The organism is Blastococcus sp. OS1-29, from assembly GCF_057628075.1.
Window position 1 is genome coordinate 210,294 of sequence record NZ_JBXXJK010000004.1, and the last position, 16,601, is coordinate 226,894.

13 protein-coding genes are annotated in these 16,601 nt (G+C 71.8%); 6 read left to right on the plus strand and 7 right to left on the minus strand.

Features of this window, described 5'->3' with window-relative positions:
• Together AC2H4J_RS12035 and AC2H4J_RS12040 are read right to left on the minus strand one after the other, a co-directional pair.
• Positions 1-591: a hypothetical protein gene (locus tag AC2H4J_RS12035; protein WP_487465111.1), complete on the minus strand. Its 591-nt coding sequence runs from the start codon at positions 589-591 to the stop codon at positions 1-3.
• Positions 588-2,282 (minus strand): phosphatase PAP2 family protein, encoded by a 1,695-nt coding sequence (locus AC2H4J_RS12040; protein WP_487465112.1) that lies wholly within the window; start codon positions 2,280-2,282, stop codon positions 588-590. Before AC2H4J_RS12040 ends, AC2H4J_RS12035 begins: the two co-directional genes overlap by 4 nt.
• Positions 2,283-2,378: 96 nt before the next feature.
• On the opposite strand from AC2H4J_RS12040, the gene AC2H4J_RS12045 reads away from it, so the two are divergent.
• A complete protein-coding gene (locus tag AC2H4J_RS12045; RefSeq protein ID WP_487465113.1) occupies positions 2,379-3,266 on the plus strand; it encodes an ABC transporter substrate-binding protein in 888 nt (295 codons plus the stop codon).
• Positions 3,267-3,325: 59 nt separating this feature from the next.
• Here AC2H4J_RS12045 and AC2H4J_RS12050 read toward each other — a convergent pair whose 3' ends face one another.
• Entirely contained in the window at positions 3,326-4,510 is a 1,185-nt protein-coding gene (locus AC2H4J_RS12050) for an acyl-CoA dehydrogenase family protein (protein WP_487465114.1), read from the minus strand.
• A 96-nt stretch (positions 4,511-4,606) separates the two neighbouring features.
• On the opposite strand from AC2H4J_RS12050, the gene AC2H4J_RS12055 reads away from it, so the two are divergent.
• Positions 4,607-4,930: a PspC domain-containing protein gene (locus AC2H4J_RS12055; RefSeq protein WP_487465115.1), complete on the plus strand. Its 324-nt coding sequence runs from the start codon at positions 4,607-4,609 to the stop codon at positions 4,928-4,930.
• Between the two features lie 14 nt (positions 4,931-4,944).
• Here the strand turns inward: AC2H4J_RS12055 and AC2H4J_RS12060 are convergent, their stop codons facing one another.
• Positions 4,945-5,979, minus strand: a complete 1,035-nt coding sequence (locus AC2H4J_RS12060) for a YihY/virulence factor BrkB family protein (protein WP_487465116.1) — start codon at positions 5,977-5,979, stop codon at positions 4,945-4,947.
• 327 nt (positions 5,980-6,306) lie between these two features.
• Between AC2H4J_RS12060 and AC2H4J_RS12065 the strand changes: the two genes are divergently transcribed.
• Positions 6,307-6,453 (plus strand): hypothetical protein, encoded by a 147-nt coding sequence (locus AC2H4J_RS12065; RefSeq protein WP_487465117.1) that lies wholly within the window; start codon positions 6,307-6,309, stop codon positions 6,451-6,453.
• A 75-nt stretch (positions 6,454-6,528) separates the two neighbouring features.
• Here AC2H4J_RS12065 and AC2H4J_RS12070 read toward each other — a convergent pair whose 3' ends face one another.
• Entirely contained in the window at positions 6,529-8,322 is a 1,794-nt protein-coding gene (locus tag AC2H4J_RS12070) for an acyl-CoA dehydrogenase (RefSeq protein WP_487465118.1), read from the minus strand.
• 56 nt (positions 8,323-8,378) lie between these two features.
• Here AC2H4J_RS12070 and AC2H4J_RS12075 point away from each other — a divergent pair, with 56 nt between their 5' ends.
• Positions 8,379-9,848, plus strand: a complete 1,470-nt coding sequence (locus AC2H4J_RS12075; RefSeq protein WP_487465119.1) for an HNH endonuclease signature motif containing protein — start codon at positions 8,379-8,381, stop codon at positions 9,846-9,848.
• An 87-nt stretch (positions 9,849-9,935) separates the two neighbouring features.
• On the opposite strand, the gene AC2H4J_RS12080 is transcribed toward AC2H4J_RS12075, so the two are convergent.
• Both AC2H4J_RS12080 and AC2H4J_RS12085 read right to left on the minus strand, forming a co-directional pair.
• The gene (locus AC2H4J_RS12080) at positions 9,936-11,702 is read right to left on the minus strand and encodes an MDR family MFS transporter (RefSeq protein ID WP_487465120.1); all 1,767 of its coding nucleotides are present in this window, start codon (positions 11,700-11,702) and stop codon (positions 9,936-9,938) included.
• Positions 11,699-12,241 carry a MarR family winged helix-turn-helix transcriptional regulator gene (locus tag AC2H4J_RS12085; RefSeq protein ID WP_487465121.1) on the minus strand — a complete coding sequence of 181 codons (543 nt, stop codon included), beginning with the start codon at positions 12,239-12,241 and terminating at the stop codon, positions 11,699-11,701. The genes AC2H4J_RS12080 and AC2H4J_RS12085 overlap by 4 nt, the downstream gene beginning before the upstream one ends.
• 206 nt (positions 12,242-12,447) lie before the next feature.
• Between AC2H4J_RS12085 and hrpA the strand changes: the two genes are divergently transcribed.
• A complete protein-coding gene (hrpA, locus tag AC2H4J_RS12090) occupies positions 12,448-16,374 on the plus strand; it encodes an ATP-dependent RNA helicase HrpA (RefSeq protein ID WP_487465122.1) in 3,927 nt (1,308 codons plus the stop codon).
• Positions 16,375-16,415: 41 nt separating this feature from the next.
• The gene (locus AC2H4J_RS12095; RefSeq protein WP_487465123.1) at positions 16,416-16,586 is read left to right on the plus strand and encodes a hypothetical protein; all 171 of its coding nucleotides are present in this window, start codon (positions 16,416-16,418) and stop codon (positions 16,584-16,586) included.
• The last annotated feature ends 15 nt before the right edge of the window (positions 16,587-16,601 follow it).

The following is a 16,601-nucleotide window of genomic DNA, read 5'->3' on the forward strand; positions in this document are numbered from 1 at the left end:
TCACCCGCCGTCCTTCGCACCCGGGTCGAGGGACAGCCGTCCCCCGCTCTCCTGCCGCACCTGCGCGGCGAGGTCGGTGCGGGGGATCACCCCGACCACCTGGGAGGAGAGCGCCAGGGCCTCGCCCGCGTTGTCACCATCGAGGGCGAACACGACCGTGAGGCAGCCGCCGTCGAACAGGTAGAAGCGTTGTCCGGCATAGGCCGGGCTGATCCGGTCGACCCGTTCCAGCCGCGTCATGCCCTCGCGGTCGCTGGGGACCTCGGTGGCGCCCGCGGTGTCGCAGGACTTCTCGAGCCGGACCTCGACGGCCTGCTGGCCGTCCCGGTCGGAGTCCAGCCAGAACCGGGAGACGCCGTTGCGGGCGTCCAGGTGGTGGAACGTCCAGCCCAGGGGCAGCGCACTGCTGATGCACGGGACCCAGGTCGCCGTCGGCACGGACTGGGCCATGAGGATCACGCTGTTGTCGGCTCCGTGGGAGCGCGCCGCGCACAGCGGTGGCGAGGTGATGGCCGTCGAGTCGCTCGCGCAGCCGGTGAGCAGTCCCGCGACGGTCAGGACCGGCACCGCCGCGGCGCGGGCCGCCCTCACAGCGGCTGTCCCAGCACGCTGATCGCGATCATCACGGCCAGCAGCGCGCCGAAGAGGGTGGCGATCGTGAGCATCCCCCGGCGCCAGCTCCACAGCTGGATCCGGACCGGCGGCAGCCGGTAGGGGAGCAGCCCGAGGAACTCCGCGTGCAGGTCACGCCCCTGCTGCCGGAGCATCCGCCGCAGCTGGGTGGGCATCGTCAGCCCACGTGTCGCGGCGAAGGCCTCGGCGATCTCCTCGTCGGTGAACTGCCGGCGGGCCCGCCGGTACACCCGCTCGGCGTCGGTGCGCAGGGCCAGGACCAGCATCATGTTGGCCAGGTCGACCGCCTGACGCCATGGGCTCGGCCGCACCTCGGCGAAGGCGGTGTCGATGATCACGAGCTGCCCGTCGCGCACGAGCAGGTTGGCCGGCTTGATGTCGCGGTGGGCCAGGCCGATCTCCCACATCCGGCGGACGGCGGACAGTCCCTGGTCGATGACCGAGTCGTCCACGTCGGCCTCGCCGATCTCCCGGGAGCCGGCGATGAACTCGGTGACCAGCAGGTACTCCCGCTCCGGCGTGATCTCCACGATGCCCAGCGGGTGCGACACGGGCAGCCCGGCGTCGTTCATCAGGCGCAGGACGTAGTCCTCGTACTGCACCAGCCGGCGGACGCTGTGGAACGGCTGCTCGTCCTCGAGGCGGCCGTACAGCAGGGTGCGGCCGAGCTTGTACCAGCGGTCGGAGCGGACGTGCGTGGCCGCGTAGAGCTTCGCGAACACGTAGGTGTCGCCGTCGTCGGACTTGACGCAGATCCGCAGCGGGGTGGAGCCGCCCGAGCCGGCCAGGTTGAAGGGCTGCACCGACGTCGCGAGCAGGCCGAGCTGGTCCTGCAGCGCACGGACGATCGCCTCGCCGCGCGGCCCGGTGACGTCGAGATGGGCGGTGCGGCCGCGGTGATAGGTGACCGGGAACACGTCGTTGGGGGCCAGCCAGCGGAACGCGGCCAGGGAGACCGCCACCCCGAGGACGACGCCGGCGAGGACGTCGGTCGGGTGGTCCTGGGCGAGGTAGAGCCGGGACAGCGCGGTGACCGCCAGCAGCCCGGCGATGACCCACTTGCCCAACGTCCGGAACCGGCCCGCCGGGACCATCGAGTAGAGCGTGCTCACCAGGAACGCGCTGAGCACCATGAGCGGCAGCGACGGCATCGAGTACCCGGCCCACCGGCCGAGCAACTGGACCTCGTAGGGCCGCGGTCGCTGGAGCAGCGTGAGCAGACCCGAGCCGAGGCTCACGATCAGCAGCCCTACGCCGATCCAGACGAACAGGTGCCGCCACCGCCGCAGCACGATCAGCACGGCGAAATTGGTGACCCAGAGGACGTACACCGCCACAGGGGTGGCCAGGCCGCCGGCGATCAGGGCCACGCGGGTCAGCGTCGGCGAGCGCACCTGCGCGAACGCCTGGAGCACCCGGGTGTCGGCGGCGTCGAACAGTGACGCGCTCCCGGTCACGGCCACGGCGATCCACGCGAGGACGACGGCGCCGAACGCCGCCAGCCACCACTTGCCGGACGCGTTCAGGTGCCGCGGCAGCGGAGGTGGCTCGCCCGAGGGACGGCGGCGCCGGCGGACGCGGCGCAGCGCCGGAGGCTGTGGGCGGGTGACCGTCCCCGTCGCGGTCACTGCCGGGGGCAGTGTCGCCATGGCGATGGATGGTCCTCCGGACCGGGGACGTCCGATACCCCCTCGGGCCCTCCCGGCACGGCTAACCTGGCTCCCTCCCGTCTGGAGGGAGGCGTCGTGCGAGTGCTCCGGGCGATCCGCTGCGCAGTGGCGGTCGTACTGGTGCTGCTGGCCGGCTGTTCCGCGGCTCCCACGCCGGCGCCGGACGGGAGCATCCGGTTCGCCTCCTACGACTTCTCCGAGAACCGGGTCCTGGTCGCCGTCTACGCGGAGGCGGCCCGCCGCGCGGGGCTGCGGGTGACGGTCGACCCCGGCGTCGGCACCCGCGAGATCGTCGTCCCGGCGCTGGAGCAGGGCGTGGTCGACGTCGTCGTCGACTACCTGGGGACGGCGTCGCGGTTCGTCGGCGTCCCGCCGGCGGACGATCCCGGACAGCTCCGGGAGGGCCTGTCGCACGCGCTGGCCGGCCGCGGGGTCACCGTCCTGGGCGCCGCGCCGGCCGAGGACCAGAACGGCTTCGCCGTGGCCACCGCCTTCGCCGCCGAGCACCGGGTGGGCAGCCTGTCCGAGCTCGTCCCACTGGCCCCCCGACTGGTCTTCGGCGGGCCGCCCGAGTGCGCCGACCGGCCGTTGTGCCTGCCCGGCCTGCGCAAGGTCTACGGCCTGCGGTTCGGCCAGGTGCGCACGATGCCCTCGCGGGCGGCAACGGTCGAGGCTCTGGCCGCCGGGGAGATCGACGTGGGACTGCTGGAGACCACCGACGCCCGGGTGGGCTCCGCGCCGGTGCTGTTGCTGGTCGACGACCGTGGGCTGCAGCCGCGGGAGAACGTCGTGCCCCTGGTGCGCACCGCCGTGCTCGACCGGCAGGGACACCGGCTGCGCGACGCCCTCGACCACACCAGCGCCCGGCTGACGACCGAGGAGCTGGTGGCGCTCAACCGGGCAGTGGAGACCGAGGGGCTGACGCCGGCCCAGGCTGCCCGGAAGTGGTGGGACCGCCAGTAATGGCCCCCTCGCGGGGGCCGCCCCGAGCCTGCGAAGGGTGGGGAGGAGGGGATCCTCTTTCAGACGATGGCGCTGGCGCCGGTCACCGCCCGACCCACGATCAGCGTGTTGACCTCGCGGGTGCCCTCGTAGGAGTAGATGGCCTCGGCGTCGGCGACGTACCGGCCCACGTGGTTCTCCAGTAGGATGCCGTTGCCGCCCATGAGCTCCCGTGCCCATCCGACGGTCTCCCGCATCCGCACCGTGCAGAACGCCTTGGCCATGGAGGCGTGCTCGTCCGCCATCCGGCCGGCACCCTGCAGCTGCGAGAGCCGGGCGCACATCGCGGCCGACGCGGTGATGTTGCCGAGCATCCGTACCAGCAGGTCCTGCACCAGCTGGAACTCGATGATCGGCTTCTCGAACTGCGTGCGGTTCATCGCGTACCGCAGGGCGTGCTCGTAGGCGCCGCGGGAGCAGCCGACGGCCGACCAGGCCACCCCGGCCCGGGTCATCCGCAGCACGTTCGCCGTCTCGCGGAAGCTGTGTGCCTCCTGCAGCCGGTTCTCCTCCGGCACCCGCACGCCCTCCAGCGTGATCAGTGCGTTCTGCACGGCCCGCAGCGCGATCTTGTCCTCGAGGTCGACCGTCGAGAAGCCGGGGGTCTCCTTCTCCACCACGAAGCCCAGCACGCGGTCGGTGTCGACGTCCTTGGCCCAGATGATGGTGAGGTCGGCGAAGCTCGCGTTCCCGATCCACTTCTTCTGGCCGTCGAGCACCCACCCGTCGCCGTCGCGGCGTGCCGTCGTCCGCACCCCGCGCGCGATGTCCGACCCGTGGTCGGGCTCGGTGAGCCCGAACGCCCCGATCAGCTCCATGCGCGCCATCGCGGGGAGCCAGCGCTCCTTCTGCTCCTCGGAGCCGCAGAGGTAGATCGTGCCCATCGCCAAACCGCCGTGGACGCCCATGAAGGTGGAGATCGACGGGTCGCCCCGGGACAGCTCCATCGCGATCATGCCGTCGGTCAGCGGCGAGCGTCCGGGGCAGCCGTACCCCGAGTACTGGGTGCCCGCGATGCCGAGCTCGGCCAGCCCGGGGATCAGGTCCATCGGGAACTTGCCGCGCGTCCACCAGTCGTTGATGACGGGCTCCACCTGCGTGTCCATGAAGGTCCGCACCCGGTGGAGCAGCGCCCGGTCGTCGTCGTCCAGGAGGCCTTCGAGGTCGTAGAAGTCCGAGGTGACGATGTTCTCTGCGGCGCTCATGGGCGGCCCCTACCCGCCACCCCGACCATGGAACCAGGGACGGATCGGGGTCTTCCCCGATAGGCGCGGGGCCCGCCGGCACGCAAGCTCGTGCTCATGACATCCGCACCGTTCTCCACCCCGTCGCCCGACCAGCCGACCGCACGTCCGCAGCTGCGCCGCAGCGGCACCGAGAAGATGCTCGGCGGTGTCTGCGGCGGCCTCGCCGAGTACAGCGGCATCGACCCCGTCCTGTGGCGGGTCGGCTTCGTCGGCCTCACCGTCGCCGGCGGCGCCGGCCTCGTCGTCTACCTGCTGCTCTGGGTGCTGATGCCCTCCGGGCCGCTGCGCCCCGGTGACAGCCCCAGCGCGATGGACCGGCTCGTCGACCGGCTGCACTCGGCGGCGTCAGGCGAGCGCGCCGCTCCGCCTGCGTCCTGACGCCGCCGCGTCGCTCACGACGTCTGCTGCGGCTTCGGGTCCTGCCGCGCGTCGAGCTGGATCTCCTTCTCGGCGCGCGGCACACCCTCCTTCAGCTCCCGGGTCCGCTCGATCTCGGCGTCCAGCTCGATGCCGAAGAGCAGGGCGAGGTTGATCAGCCAGAACCAGATGAGGAAGACGATCACGCCGGCGAGCGCCCCGTAGGTCTTGTTGTAACTGCCGAAGTTGCCCACGTAGACCGCGAACAGGCCCGACGCCACGATGGCGACCACGATGGCGACCGCGGCACCCGGGCTCACCCACTTGAACCCGCGCAGCCGGACGTTGGGCGTCGCGTAGTAGAGGACGGCGATCATGAGGGCGAGCATCACCAGCGCGATCGGCCACTTGATGATGTTCCAGACCGTCCGACCGGTCTCCCCGATCCCGAGGGCGGAGCCGATGGCGTCGACGACCGGCCCGCTGAGCACGAGCGTGGCCAGGATGATCGCCGCGAAGAGGATGCCGACCAGGGTGATCAGCAGCTGCAGCGGCTTGAGCTTCCAGATCTTGCGGCCTTCGGGCGTCTCGTACGCGACGTTGGCCGCCCGGGTGAACGCGCCCACGTAGCCCGACGCCGACCATACGGCGCCGGCGAGACCGAGGACGAGGCCGAAGCCGGCGGCCTTGTCGTTGCTGGCCAACTGCTGGATGACGGGAGTGAGCGCGCTGGAGGCGCTACCCGGAACCACCGAGGTGAGCGCGTCGGTGAGGGTCTTCGGGTCGACCAGCAGGCCGATGATCGACAGCAGCCCGACGAGCGCGGGGAAGATCGCCAGCACGCCGTAGTACGTGAGCGCGGCGGCCCAGTCGGTCAGGCCGTCCTCGCTGAACTCCTTGAGCGTCCGCTTGAGGGTGCCACCGGTCGTCGGCTTCGGATCCGTGCCGGTCGGTGCGTAGTCCGCACGGGTCCCGCTGATCTCATCGGTCTCGGGCGCGGGATCGCCGGCGCGGTTCTCCGTGAACTTCGTGTCCGCGGTGCGGCTGTGCGAGCCGGTGGCTCGGGCCATGGGGGTCCTCCGGTCGGGCGATGGGGCGTCGCCGCAGCGGTTCCCCGGAGGATCGTGTTCCATGCCGCTGCCCGTGCGCCCCGGCGTGTCGTGCCCCACACCAGCCGATGTCCAGCGCTCGGGAACCCGGGGGAATCCGCGACGGGCCGCCGTTATCGGGCTACGCCTCGTGACGCTGCTCACACACGGTCAGGTGAAGTACACGATTCGACGATTGAGACCTCGTCCGATGGGGGATGACTCCCTCGACGACGTGCTCCGCCCGTGAACCCGGCGGAGTCATCCGAACAGCAATGGGGGAGCAGACAGATGATGGTGTGGCCGGCCTTGACCCTTCTCGGGTTCCTGGTCCTGACCGCCCTGGTCATCGCGATGGGCACGCAGTCCACCGCCCGGTACGAGCGTGAGCGCGAGGAGCGGAACACCGCCGCGCTGCCCGCGCACGCCGACGCGATGGGCGCCGTGAGCGTGTAGCGCATTCATGGCACGACCTACCGAAGCCCCGCCGCTCCGCCCGGAGCGAGCGGGGCTTCGGTCGTTCGATGGGGCTCAGAACCAGCTGGTCTCGGCGTCCAGCACCGTCCGATCCAGCGACTCGAGCAGGTCGAACCGGTGGTGGACGCGCGGCAGCTCCCACTTCCAGAAGTACCGCGCCGCCTGCCGCTTGCCCTCGTGGAAGTCGCTGCGGTGCTCACCGGTGGCGAGCGCCTGCTCCAGCCAGAGCCAGCCGACCACGAGGTGGCCGGCCGCCTCGAGGTAGACGTGCGCATTGGCCAGCGCGAGGTCCGCGTCGCCGGTGCCCCAGAGCGTCCCTGTCACCGCCGTGAGGCGCGCGAGCGCGGCGTCGAGGTCGGTGGCGAAGCCTGCCCACCCGGTGCCCCCGGCCCGCGCCGTGGTGGCGCCGATCGTCTCCGCCAGCAGCGCGAGCCCTGCGCCGCCCTGCATGACCACCTTGCGCCCGAGCAGGTCCAGCGCCTGGATCCCGTTGGTGCCCTCGTGGATGGGGTTGAGCCGGTTGTCCCGGTAGAACTGCTCGACGGGGTAGTCGCGGGTGTAGCCGTAGCCGCCGTGCACCTGGATGGCGAGGTCGTCGGCGACCGGTCCCCACTGCGACGGCCAGGCTTTCGCGATCGGGGTCAGCATCTCCAACAGCAGGTGCGCGCGGGCGCGATCCTCCTCGGTCTCCGCGGTCTGCTCCTCGTCGACCAGTCGCGCGCAGTACAGGCCCAGCGCCATCCCGCCCTCGGCGTAGGACTTCGCCGCCAGCAGCATCCGCCGCACGTCGGGGTGCTCGATGATCGGCACCGGCGGTGAGGCCGGGTCCTTCGCGCCGGCCGGCCGGCCCTGCGTGCGGGTGCGCGCGTACTCCAGCGCGTGCAGGTAGCCGGTGTAGCCGAGCACGGTCGCGCCCATCCCGACGCCGATCCGGGCCTCGTTCATCATGTGGAACATGTAGGTCAGGCCGCGGTGCTGCTCGCCGACCAGGTAGCCGACGGCGCCGGGCCTCCCGCCGGGCCGGTGCACGCCCTCGCCGAAGTTGAGCAGGGTGTTCGTCGTCCCGCGATAGCCCATCTTGTGGTTCAGGCCGGCCAGCACGACGTCGTTGCGTTCGCCCAGGGAGCCGTCGTCCTGCACCAGGAACTTGGGGACGACGAACAGCGAGATGCCCTTCACGCCGGGCGGCCCACCCGGGATCTTGGCCAGGACGAGGTGGACGATGTTCTCGGTCAGCTCGTGGTCGCCGGCGGAGATCCACATCTTGTTGCCGGTCAGCCGGTACGTGCCGTCGTCCTGCGGCTCCGCCCGCGTGGTGATGTCCGACAGCGACGAGCCGGCCTGCGGCTCCGACAGCGCCATGGTGCCGAACCAGCGGCCCTCCAGCTCCGGTCGGACGTAGGTGTCGATCTGCTCCTGGCTGCCGTGGGCGAGCAGGAGCCGGGCGTTGCCCATCGTCAGGAACGGATAGGACGACGTGCCGACGTTCGCCGCCTTGAACCAGGCGAACACGGCCTGGCCCACGGTGTGCGGCAGCTGCATGCCGCCGTACTCCTCGTCGAAGGACCCGGCCATCAGCCCGGCGTCGGTGAAGACCTTCAGCGCCTTCGCGACCTCCGGGATCATCTCGACCCTGCCGTCGACGAACCGCGGCTCGTTCTCGTCGGCCTTGCGGTTGTGCGGCGCGAAGTGGTCGGTGGCGATCTGTTCGGCCAGATCGAGGACGGCGTCGAACGTCTCCCGGGAGTGCTCGGCGAACCGTGGCCGCTTGGTCATCGACTCGACGTCGAGCCACTCGTGCAGCAGGAAGTCGAGGTCGCGGCGGGACAGGATCAGGGACGACGGCACGGTCGCCAGAGTAGGCCGAGACCGAAACTGTCAGATGTCGAACCTATGTTCGGGTCATGCAGCGGTGGGCGGGTACCTCCCGGGTCGAGCAGATGCTGTTCGACTGGGTGGTGTGCCGGCCGGAGCCGGGTCCGCGGCTGCCTGCGGGCTGGCTGGGCGATGCGGAGGTCGCCGCGGAGTTGACGCGGATCCAGCGCAACCGGGCGCGGGATGCTGCGCGTGAGGCGGAGCTGATCGTGCGGCTGGCGCAGCTGCGCCCCGACGTCGACGACCCGGGCCCGGACAGCCCGGGGGCGCGCAGCCGCACCTGGCGGAAGACCGCCCCGGAGTTTGCCGGGGTGAGCGAGTTCTTTCCCGATGGGCTGGCGCACGTGCTCAACGTGGGTCGGGGCACCGCCGCGTTCCGCACCCGGCGGGCCTACGCCTGGTCGCAGAACCTGCCGGCCACGTTGACGGCGCTGCACCGCGGGGAGATCGACGAGCGCCGGGCCGGGGTGCTGGCCGAGGTGCTGCAGTCCACCAGCCCGGAACTCGCGCAGGCGGTGGAGACGATCCTCCTCCCCGAAGCCTGCGACCTGTCGGTGGCGCGGTTGAAGGCCCGGGCGTTGGAGCTGCTGGCCGAGCTGGACGCCACCGCGGTCGAGCAGCGGCGGGCCGAGGCCGAGCGGAACGCGGACGTGTTCCTGCAGCCGGGCGCCGACGGGCGGGCCACTCTCGGGGCGGACCTGGCCGCCGACGAGGCCGGCGAGGCCTACGCGGTGCTCGACGAGCTGGCGAAGATGGCCAAGGCCGACGGTGACGAGCGGCCGATCCGGCAGCTCCGCGCCGAGCTGTTCTCCCTTCTGCTGCGCCGCCCCGGCGGGCACGGCCAACCCGGGGTGGCCGCGCACCTGACGATCACCGCCACCCTGGACTCGCTGACCGGACCCTCGGTGCAGGCCGGGTCGGTGAACGGGCTGACGATCACCGCCGCGCACGTCCGGGAGCTGCTGGCCCGGATCGGCTCGCTCGGCCTGACCTGTCCCGAGGGCGGCAGCCTGGTGTTCGCGATCACCGACGCCGACGGGCGGCTGCTGGCCACCACCACCGTCGCCGAACTGCTGCGGATCGCGAAAAAGGGCTGTCCCGACCACCCCGACGGGGAGGGGGAGGGTGACTGCGGGTGTCCGGTGCTCGGGATGGCGGCGGACACGCACGCCTACACGCCGACCGGCCGGCAGAAGACGCTCGTCACGACCCGGGACCGCACCTGCCGGACGCCCAACTGCGGGCAGCGGGTCGGCTGGGCGGATCTGGATCACGTGATCGCGCACTCCTGCGGCGGTGAGACCTCGTGCGCCAACCTGTGCTGCCTGTGCCGGTCCCACCACCGGCTGAAGACCTTCGCCCGCGGCTGGACCTTCCGCATGGACCCCGACGGCACCCTGCACGTCACCAGCCCGACCGGGATCACCCGCACCACCCGACCACCGGGCCTGCGACCCCCACCACCCCATCCACCGCCCTACGACCCGCCGCCCTTCTGATCGCAGCCGGCCCACAGCTGTTCCGAATGCGCTGAGGGCTGCCCCTCCGATCGGAGAGACAGCCCTCGGCAGGTGGTGCTCAGCGCGTCAGTGACGCGGGTCCTCCGCCGTGCCGGCCGGCGGGGGAGTGGAGGTCGGAGCCGTAGCGCCGACGGCCTGCGTCGGCTGGTCGGCCGGGACCTCCGGGCTGACCGCTGTTCCTGTTCCGGTGATCTCGCCGGCACCCGACTGCTGGGCCTGGATGCCCGACTGGTTGCGCAGCGGGACCTCCGGGAGGAACCACATGACGAAGAACCCGAGGGCCACGACCACGGCCGCCACCAGGAACACCAGGTCGATCGAGTCGGAGAACCCGGTCTTGAACGGGGTGGCGAGGAACTCGGGCAGCTTCTGGATGAACGAGGTGTCGGACAGGTCGCCGCTCCCCTTCAGCTGACCGCTCTGCAGCGCCTGGGCGACCCGCGGGTCCTTGGTCGCCGCGGAGGCGAACGCGTTGCTGATCTTGTCGGGCAGCGTCGTGAACAGGATGGACAGGAACGCAGCGACCCCGATCGTGCCGCCCATCTGGCGGAAGAACGTGACCGAGGACGTCGCGACGCCCATCTCCTGCGGGCGCACCGCGTTCTGCACCGCCAGGATCACCGGCTGGAAGTTGAAGCCCAGCCCGAGGCCCAGCAGCACCATGAACGGCACGAGGCTCCACACCGAGGTGTCGGCGCCGATGATGAAGGACATCGAGACGAGCGCGACGACGATGAAGACGATGCCGGCCAGCGGGTAGATCTTGTACTTGCCGGTCCTCCCGATGATGATGCCCGAGCTCATCGCCCCGGTCATGATGCCGGCGACCAGCGGGATCATCTGCAGGCCGGCGACCGTGGGGCTGGAGCCGTGCACGATCTGCAGGTACTGCGGCAGCAGCAGGATGCCGCCGAACATGCCGGCGCCCAGCACGATGCTGCCCACGCTGCTCACGGCGAAGCTGCGGTTCTTGAACATCCGCAGCGGCAGCAGAGCGTCGTCCCGGTACGCCCGCTCGGCCAGGATGAACGCGGCCAGCCCGATCACGCCGATGGCGTAGCAGAGCAGCGCGCGGCCCGAGCCCCAGCCCCAGATGCGGCCCTGCTCGGCGACGATCAGCAGGGGCACCAGGCAGGTGACCAGCGCCAGCGCGCCGGGCCAGTCGATGCGGTGGTCGCGGCGGGTGTGTGGCAGGTGCAGCACGCGCATGACGACGACGAACGCGGCGATGCCCAGCGGGACGTTGAGGTAGAAGATCCAGCGCCAGCCGGTGATGCCCAGCAAGGAGCCCTGGCCGGCGAAGAAGCCGCCGATGACCGGGCCGAGCACGCTCGACGTGCCGAAGACGGCCATGAACATGCCCTGGTACTTCGAGCGCTCACGCGGCGGGACGATGTCGCCGATGATCGCGAGCGCCAGCGACATGAGTCCGCCGGCGCCGATGCCCTGGATGGCGCGGAAGGCGGCCATCTCGTACATCGAGTTGGACAGGCCGCACAGCATCGAGCCGGCGACGAAGATGCCGATCGCGAACAGGTAGAACGGCCGGCGTCCGTAGAGGTCGGACAGCTTGCCGTAGAGCGGGGTGGCGATCGTCGAGGTGATGAGGAACGCCGTCGTGGCCCAGGCCTGGAGGTCGTAGCCGTTCAGGTCGTCGGCGATCGTGCGGATCGCGGTGGAGACGACGGTCTGGTCGAGCGCGGCCAGGAACATGCCGAGCATCAGGCCGCCGAGGATCGTCAGGATCTGGCGGTGCGTGAAGACACCGCTGGCGTCCGGTGCGGCGGCGGCCGCACGGGCATCCCGGCGGTCGGTGCGGGTGGACTGGCTCATCGGATCTCTCTCGTGGGGTCGGTGGAGGTGCTGCCCTCGGGAACGCAGGCGTCCGGGGAGGCGGCCGCGAGGCTGGACATGTCGTCCAGGAAGCGGCCGAGCAGGGTCGTGAGGGCCGTGAGGTCCGCGGCGTCCCAATTGGCCGTGACCTGCGCGAAGTGGTTCTCGCGGTCACGGCGGAAGGCGTCGAGAGCGGCGTGGCCGGCATCGGTGACGTGTAGCCGGCTGGCCCGACCGTCGGACTCGTCGGCCACCCGCTGGACGAGGCCGCGCTCCACGAGGGCGGCGACGTGCCGGCTGACGGTCGACGGGTCGGCGTGCACGAGTTCGGCGAGCGCCCCCTGGCGCAGCGGCCCCATGCGGACCAGCGGGAAGAGCAGCACGAGTGCCGCGCGATCGCCGCTGTCGTTCTTGGCCGCCTGGGTCTTGAGGGCGTGCACCAGCCGCATGAACCTCGGCACCTGCTCCGAGAGGACGCGCACGGCGGTCGCGCGGTCGACGGGTTCGACCGCGCCGGTGCTGGCGACGGGGGTGGTCATGACGCTCCGAACAGAGGGTGGATGAAGACAATGCACCGTACAACCCGTTGTACGACGCACGCAATCAGTTGTGCGATACACGGATCGTGATCTGGGCAACTCGGCTGCGCGGCGTTCCTGCAGTGGGATCCTTGGTGCCGCGTCCGACAGTTTCGGCGTACGCGAGCGATCGCCCCACAGCTTTTCGAGAGGATCCGAGCCCTGCCGTGAGCGCCCCCGCCGACGATCTGCGCGCCCGGCTGCCGGACCTCACCATCCTCGACGAGCACCGGCTCCGGCGGCGACTCGACGCGCTGCGGCGCACCCGGGACCCGCAGGCCCGCGCGCGTGCGAAGGAGCGCATCGCGGCGGACGTCGCCACCGCGGAGGCGCGCATCGCCGGGCGCCGGGCCGCCGTCCCGAAGGTGTCCTATCCGGAGGAGCTGCCGGTCAGCGCCCGTCGCGACGACATCGCCGCGGCGCTGCGGGACGCCCAGGTCGTGGTCGTCGCCGGGGAGACGGGGTCGGGCAAGACGACCCAGCTGCCCAAGATCGCCCTGGAGCTCGGGCGCGGCGTCCGCGGCCGGATCGGGCACACCCAGCCGCGCCGGATCGCCGCGCGCAGCGTCGCCGAGCGGATCGCCGAGGAGCTCGAGACCCCGCTGGGCGAGGTCGTGGGATTCAAGATGCGGTTCGCCGACCAGGTGAGCGACTCGACGCTGGTCAAGCTCATGACCGACGGCGTGCTGCTGGCCGAGATCGCCCACGACCGGCTGCTACGGCAGTACGACACGATCATCCTCGACGAGGCGCACGAGCGGAGCCTCAACATCGACTTCCTCCTCGGCTATCTCGCGCAGATCCTGCCGCGCCGCCCCGACCTGAAGCTGGTCATCACGTCGGCGACGATCGACGTGGAGCGCGTGGCGGCGCATTTCCGGGGTGCGCCCATCGTCGAGGTCAGCGGTCGGACGTATCCGGTCGAGGTCCGGTACCGCCCGGTCGTCGACCCCGACGACGAGGACGCCGATCCGGACCGCGACCAGGTCAGCGCGATCGTGGACGCCGTCGACGAGCTGGTCGCCGAGGGGCCGGGCGACATCCTGGTGTTCCTGGCCGGCGAGCGCGAGATCCGCGACACCCAGGACGCGCTGGCCGAACGGGCGCTGCAGAGCACCGAGATCATCCCGCTCTACTCGCGCCTCTCGGCCGCGGACCAGCACAAGGTCTTCACCCCCCACAGCGGACGGCGGATCGTCCTCTCGACGAACGTCGCCGAGACCTCCCTGACCGTGCCGGGCATCCGCTACGTCATCGACCCGGGGACCGCCCGCATCTCGCGGTACAGCCATCGCACGAAGGTGCAGCGGCTGCCGATCGAGCCGGTCAGCCAGGCGTCGGCGCGGCAGCGGTCGGGCCGCTGCGGCCGCCTCGGGCCCGGCATCGCCGTCCGCCTCTACACGGAAGCCGACTTCGAGAGCCGGCCGGAGTTCACCGATCCGGAGATCCTGCGGACCAACCTCGCGTCGGTGCTGCTGCAGATGGCCGCGCTCGACCTGGGCGACGTCGAGGATTTCCCGTTCGTCGACCCGCCGGACCGCCGCGCGGTGGCCGACGGCGTCGCGCTGCTCGAGGAGCTGCACGCGCTCGACGAGCAGGGAAAGCTCACGCAGACCGGGCGGTCGCTGGCGGCGCTGCCGCTCGACCCGCGGATGGCCCGGATGGTGGTCGAGGCCGACCGGCGGGGCGTCCTCGACGAGGTGCTGGTCATCGCGGCCGGCCTGACCATCCAGGACCCCCGCGAGCGGCCGACCGACCACCAGCAGGCGGCCGATCAGCTGCACGCCCGCTTCGCCGACGACAACTCCGACTTCCTGGCGCTGCTCAACCTCTGGCGGTACCTCGGCGAGCAGCAGCGAGCCCTCTCCGGCAGCCAGTTCCGGCGCACGGTGAAGCGGGAGTTCCTGCACTACCTGCGCATCCGCGAGTGGCAGGACCTGCACGGCCAGTTGCGCGGCACCGCCCGGCGCCTGGGCATGACGGTGGGGGAGCCGGCGCCCGAGCCCGACGAGCGCGGGATCACCGCCGCCCTGCTCGCCGGGCTGCTGTCGCACGTCGGCCTCCAGGCCGAGCAGGCGAAGGGCGACAAGCGGCCGAGCCGCGAGTACCTCGGCACCCGCAGCACCCGCTTCGTGATCGCGCCGGGGACGCCGCTGGCCAAGAAGCCGCCGCGCTGGGTCGTCGCCGCCGAACTGGTCGAGACCAGCCGGCTGTTCGCCCGGACGGTGGCGCGCATCGACCCCGAGACCGTGGAGAAGCTCGCCGACCACCTGGTGAAGCGGCAGTACTCCGAGCCGCGGTGGGACGCGAAGCGCGGCTCGGTGGTCGCCACCGAACGGGTCACCCTCTACGGGCTGCCGCTCGTCGTCGGCCGGCGCGTGCAGTACGGCTCGATCGACCCGGTCGTGTCCCGGGAGCTGTTCATCCGCCACGCGCTCGTCGAGGGTGAATGGACGACGCACCACCGCTTCTGGGCCGACAACCAGCGTGCCGTCGAACAGGTGGCCGCACTCGAGGAACGGGCCCGCCGCCGCGACATCCGCGTCGACGAGGAGACGGTGTTCGAGCTCTACGACGAGCGCATCCCGCCCGACGTCGTCTCGACCCGCCACTTCGACCGCTGGTGGAAGGACGTCCGCCGCCGGCAGCCGGACCTGCTGACGTTCACGCCGGAGATGCTCACCAACGCCGCCACCGCGGGGCAGGTGCGCGCCGAGGACTATCCCGACGAGGTCCACCTCTCGCAGGGACTGACCCTGCCGCTGTCCTACGCGTTCGCGCCGGGGGCGGCCGACGACGGCGTGACGGTCGACGTCCCGCTCGCCGTGCTGGACGGGGTCGCGTCGACCACGTCGGGTGAATCGCTCGCGTTCACCGTTCCGGGCCTGCGCGAGGAGCTCGTGACCGCGTTGCTGCGCACCCTGCCCAAGCAGCTGCGGCGCGGTCTGGTGCCGATCCCGGACCGCGTCCGGGAGGTGCTCCCGCACATCGATCCGGGGGAGCCGCTGCTGCCCGCGCTGGAACGCGAGCTGCGCCGGGCGACGGCGGTGACGATCCCGCCGGACGCGTGGGCTCCGGACCAGGTGCCCGACCACCTGCGCGCCACCTTCCGGGTGCTCGACGACCAGCAGCGGCCACTCGCCGTGGGCAAGGACCTCGCCGCCCTGAAGGCGCAGGTGGCCCCGAAGGCTCGCGCGAGCCTGGCCCGGGCGGCCTTGTATGTCGAACGGACCGGGCTGACGGCGTGGGAGTTCGGCACCCTCCCGGCCACGGTCGAGGTGCAGCGGGGGGCCCACACCGTGACCGCGTACCCGGCCCTGGTCGACGAGGGGGAGACCGTCGGCCTCCGCGTCGTCCCCACCGCGGCCGAGGCGAGCCGGCTGACCTGGCGCGGTGTCCGGCGGTTGCTGGTCCTCGTCGCCGGGTCGCCGGCCCGGCAGATCGTCAAGGCGATGCCGCCGCGCACCCGGCTCGCGCTGCAGTTCAACCCCGACGGCGAGATCCCCGACCTGGTCGCCGACTGCGTGGACGCGGCGGCCGACGAGCTGATCGCCGCCGCCGGCGGCCCGCCGCGCGACGAGGCGGCGTTCGCCGCGCTGGTGGCGACCGCGCGCACCGAGCTGCACCGGCTCACCTACGACACGGTCACGAAGGTGGAGGCGGTGCTCACCCAGGCGCGGGAGGTGGCGGTGGCGATCGGCGCCGCACCCGGACGGCGGGTCCCGGAGGCCGCGATCGCCGATCTACGCCGCCAGATGGGCGGGCTGCTGCACCGCGGCTTCGTCGCCGCGACGGGACGGCGCCGGCTGCCGGACGTCGTCCGCTACCTGCGGGCGATGGCGCACCGGCTGGAGAAGCTGCCCGCGAACGCCGTCCGCGACGAGCTCTGGATGCGCCAGGTCGAGGCCGTCACCGCCGAGTACGAGCAGCTGCGGGCGCAGGTACCGGCCACCGGGGCGCCCGACGACCCGGTCAACCGGATCCGCTGGATGGTCGAGGAGCTGCGGGTCGGGCTGTTCGCGCAGGTCATCGGCACCCCACGGCCGGTGTCCGAGCAGCGGGTCTACAAGGCGATCGACGCGCTGATCGCCTGACGCGGAGTTTGCCGCCCCTCGGGAGGGGGGACGGGTGCTCCATGAGCGAACCCACCAACCAGACCGAGGAAGCCGGCGCCGGAGTGTCCGACGAGGAGATGGTCGAGACCGTCGCCGCACAGACCGACAGCGCCTCGGAGAACGCCGACACCGCGGGCAAGGACTGGAACGGCAAGCCGGGCGACGCCCCTGCTCCCGACGACCGCGGCTGACCGGCACGCTGCGGC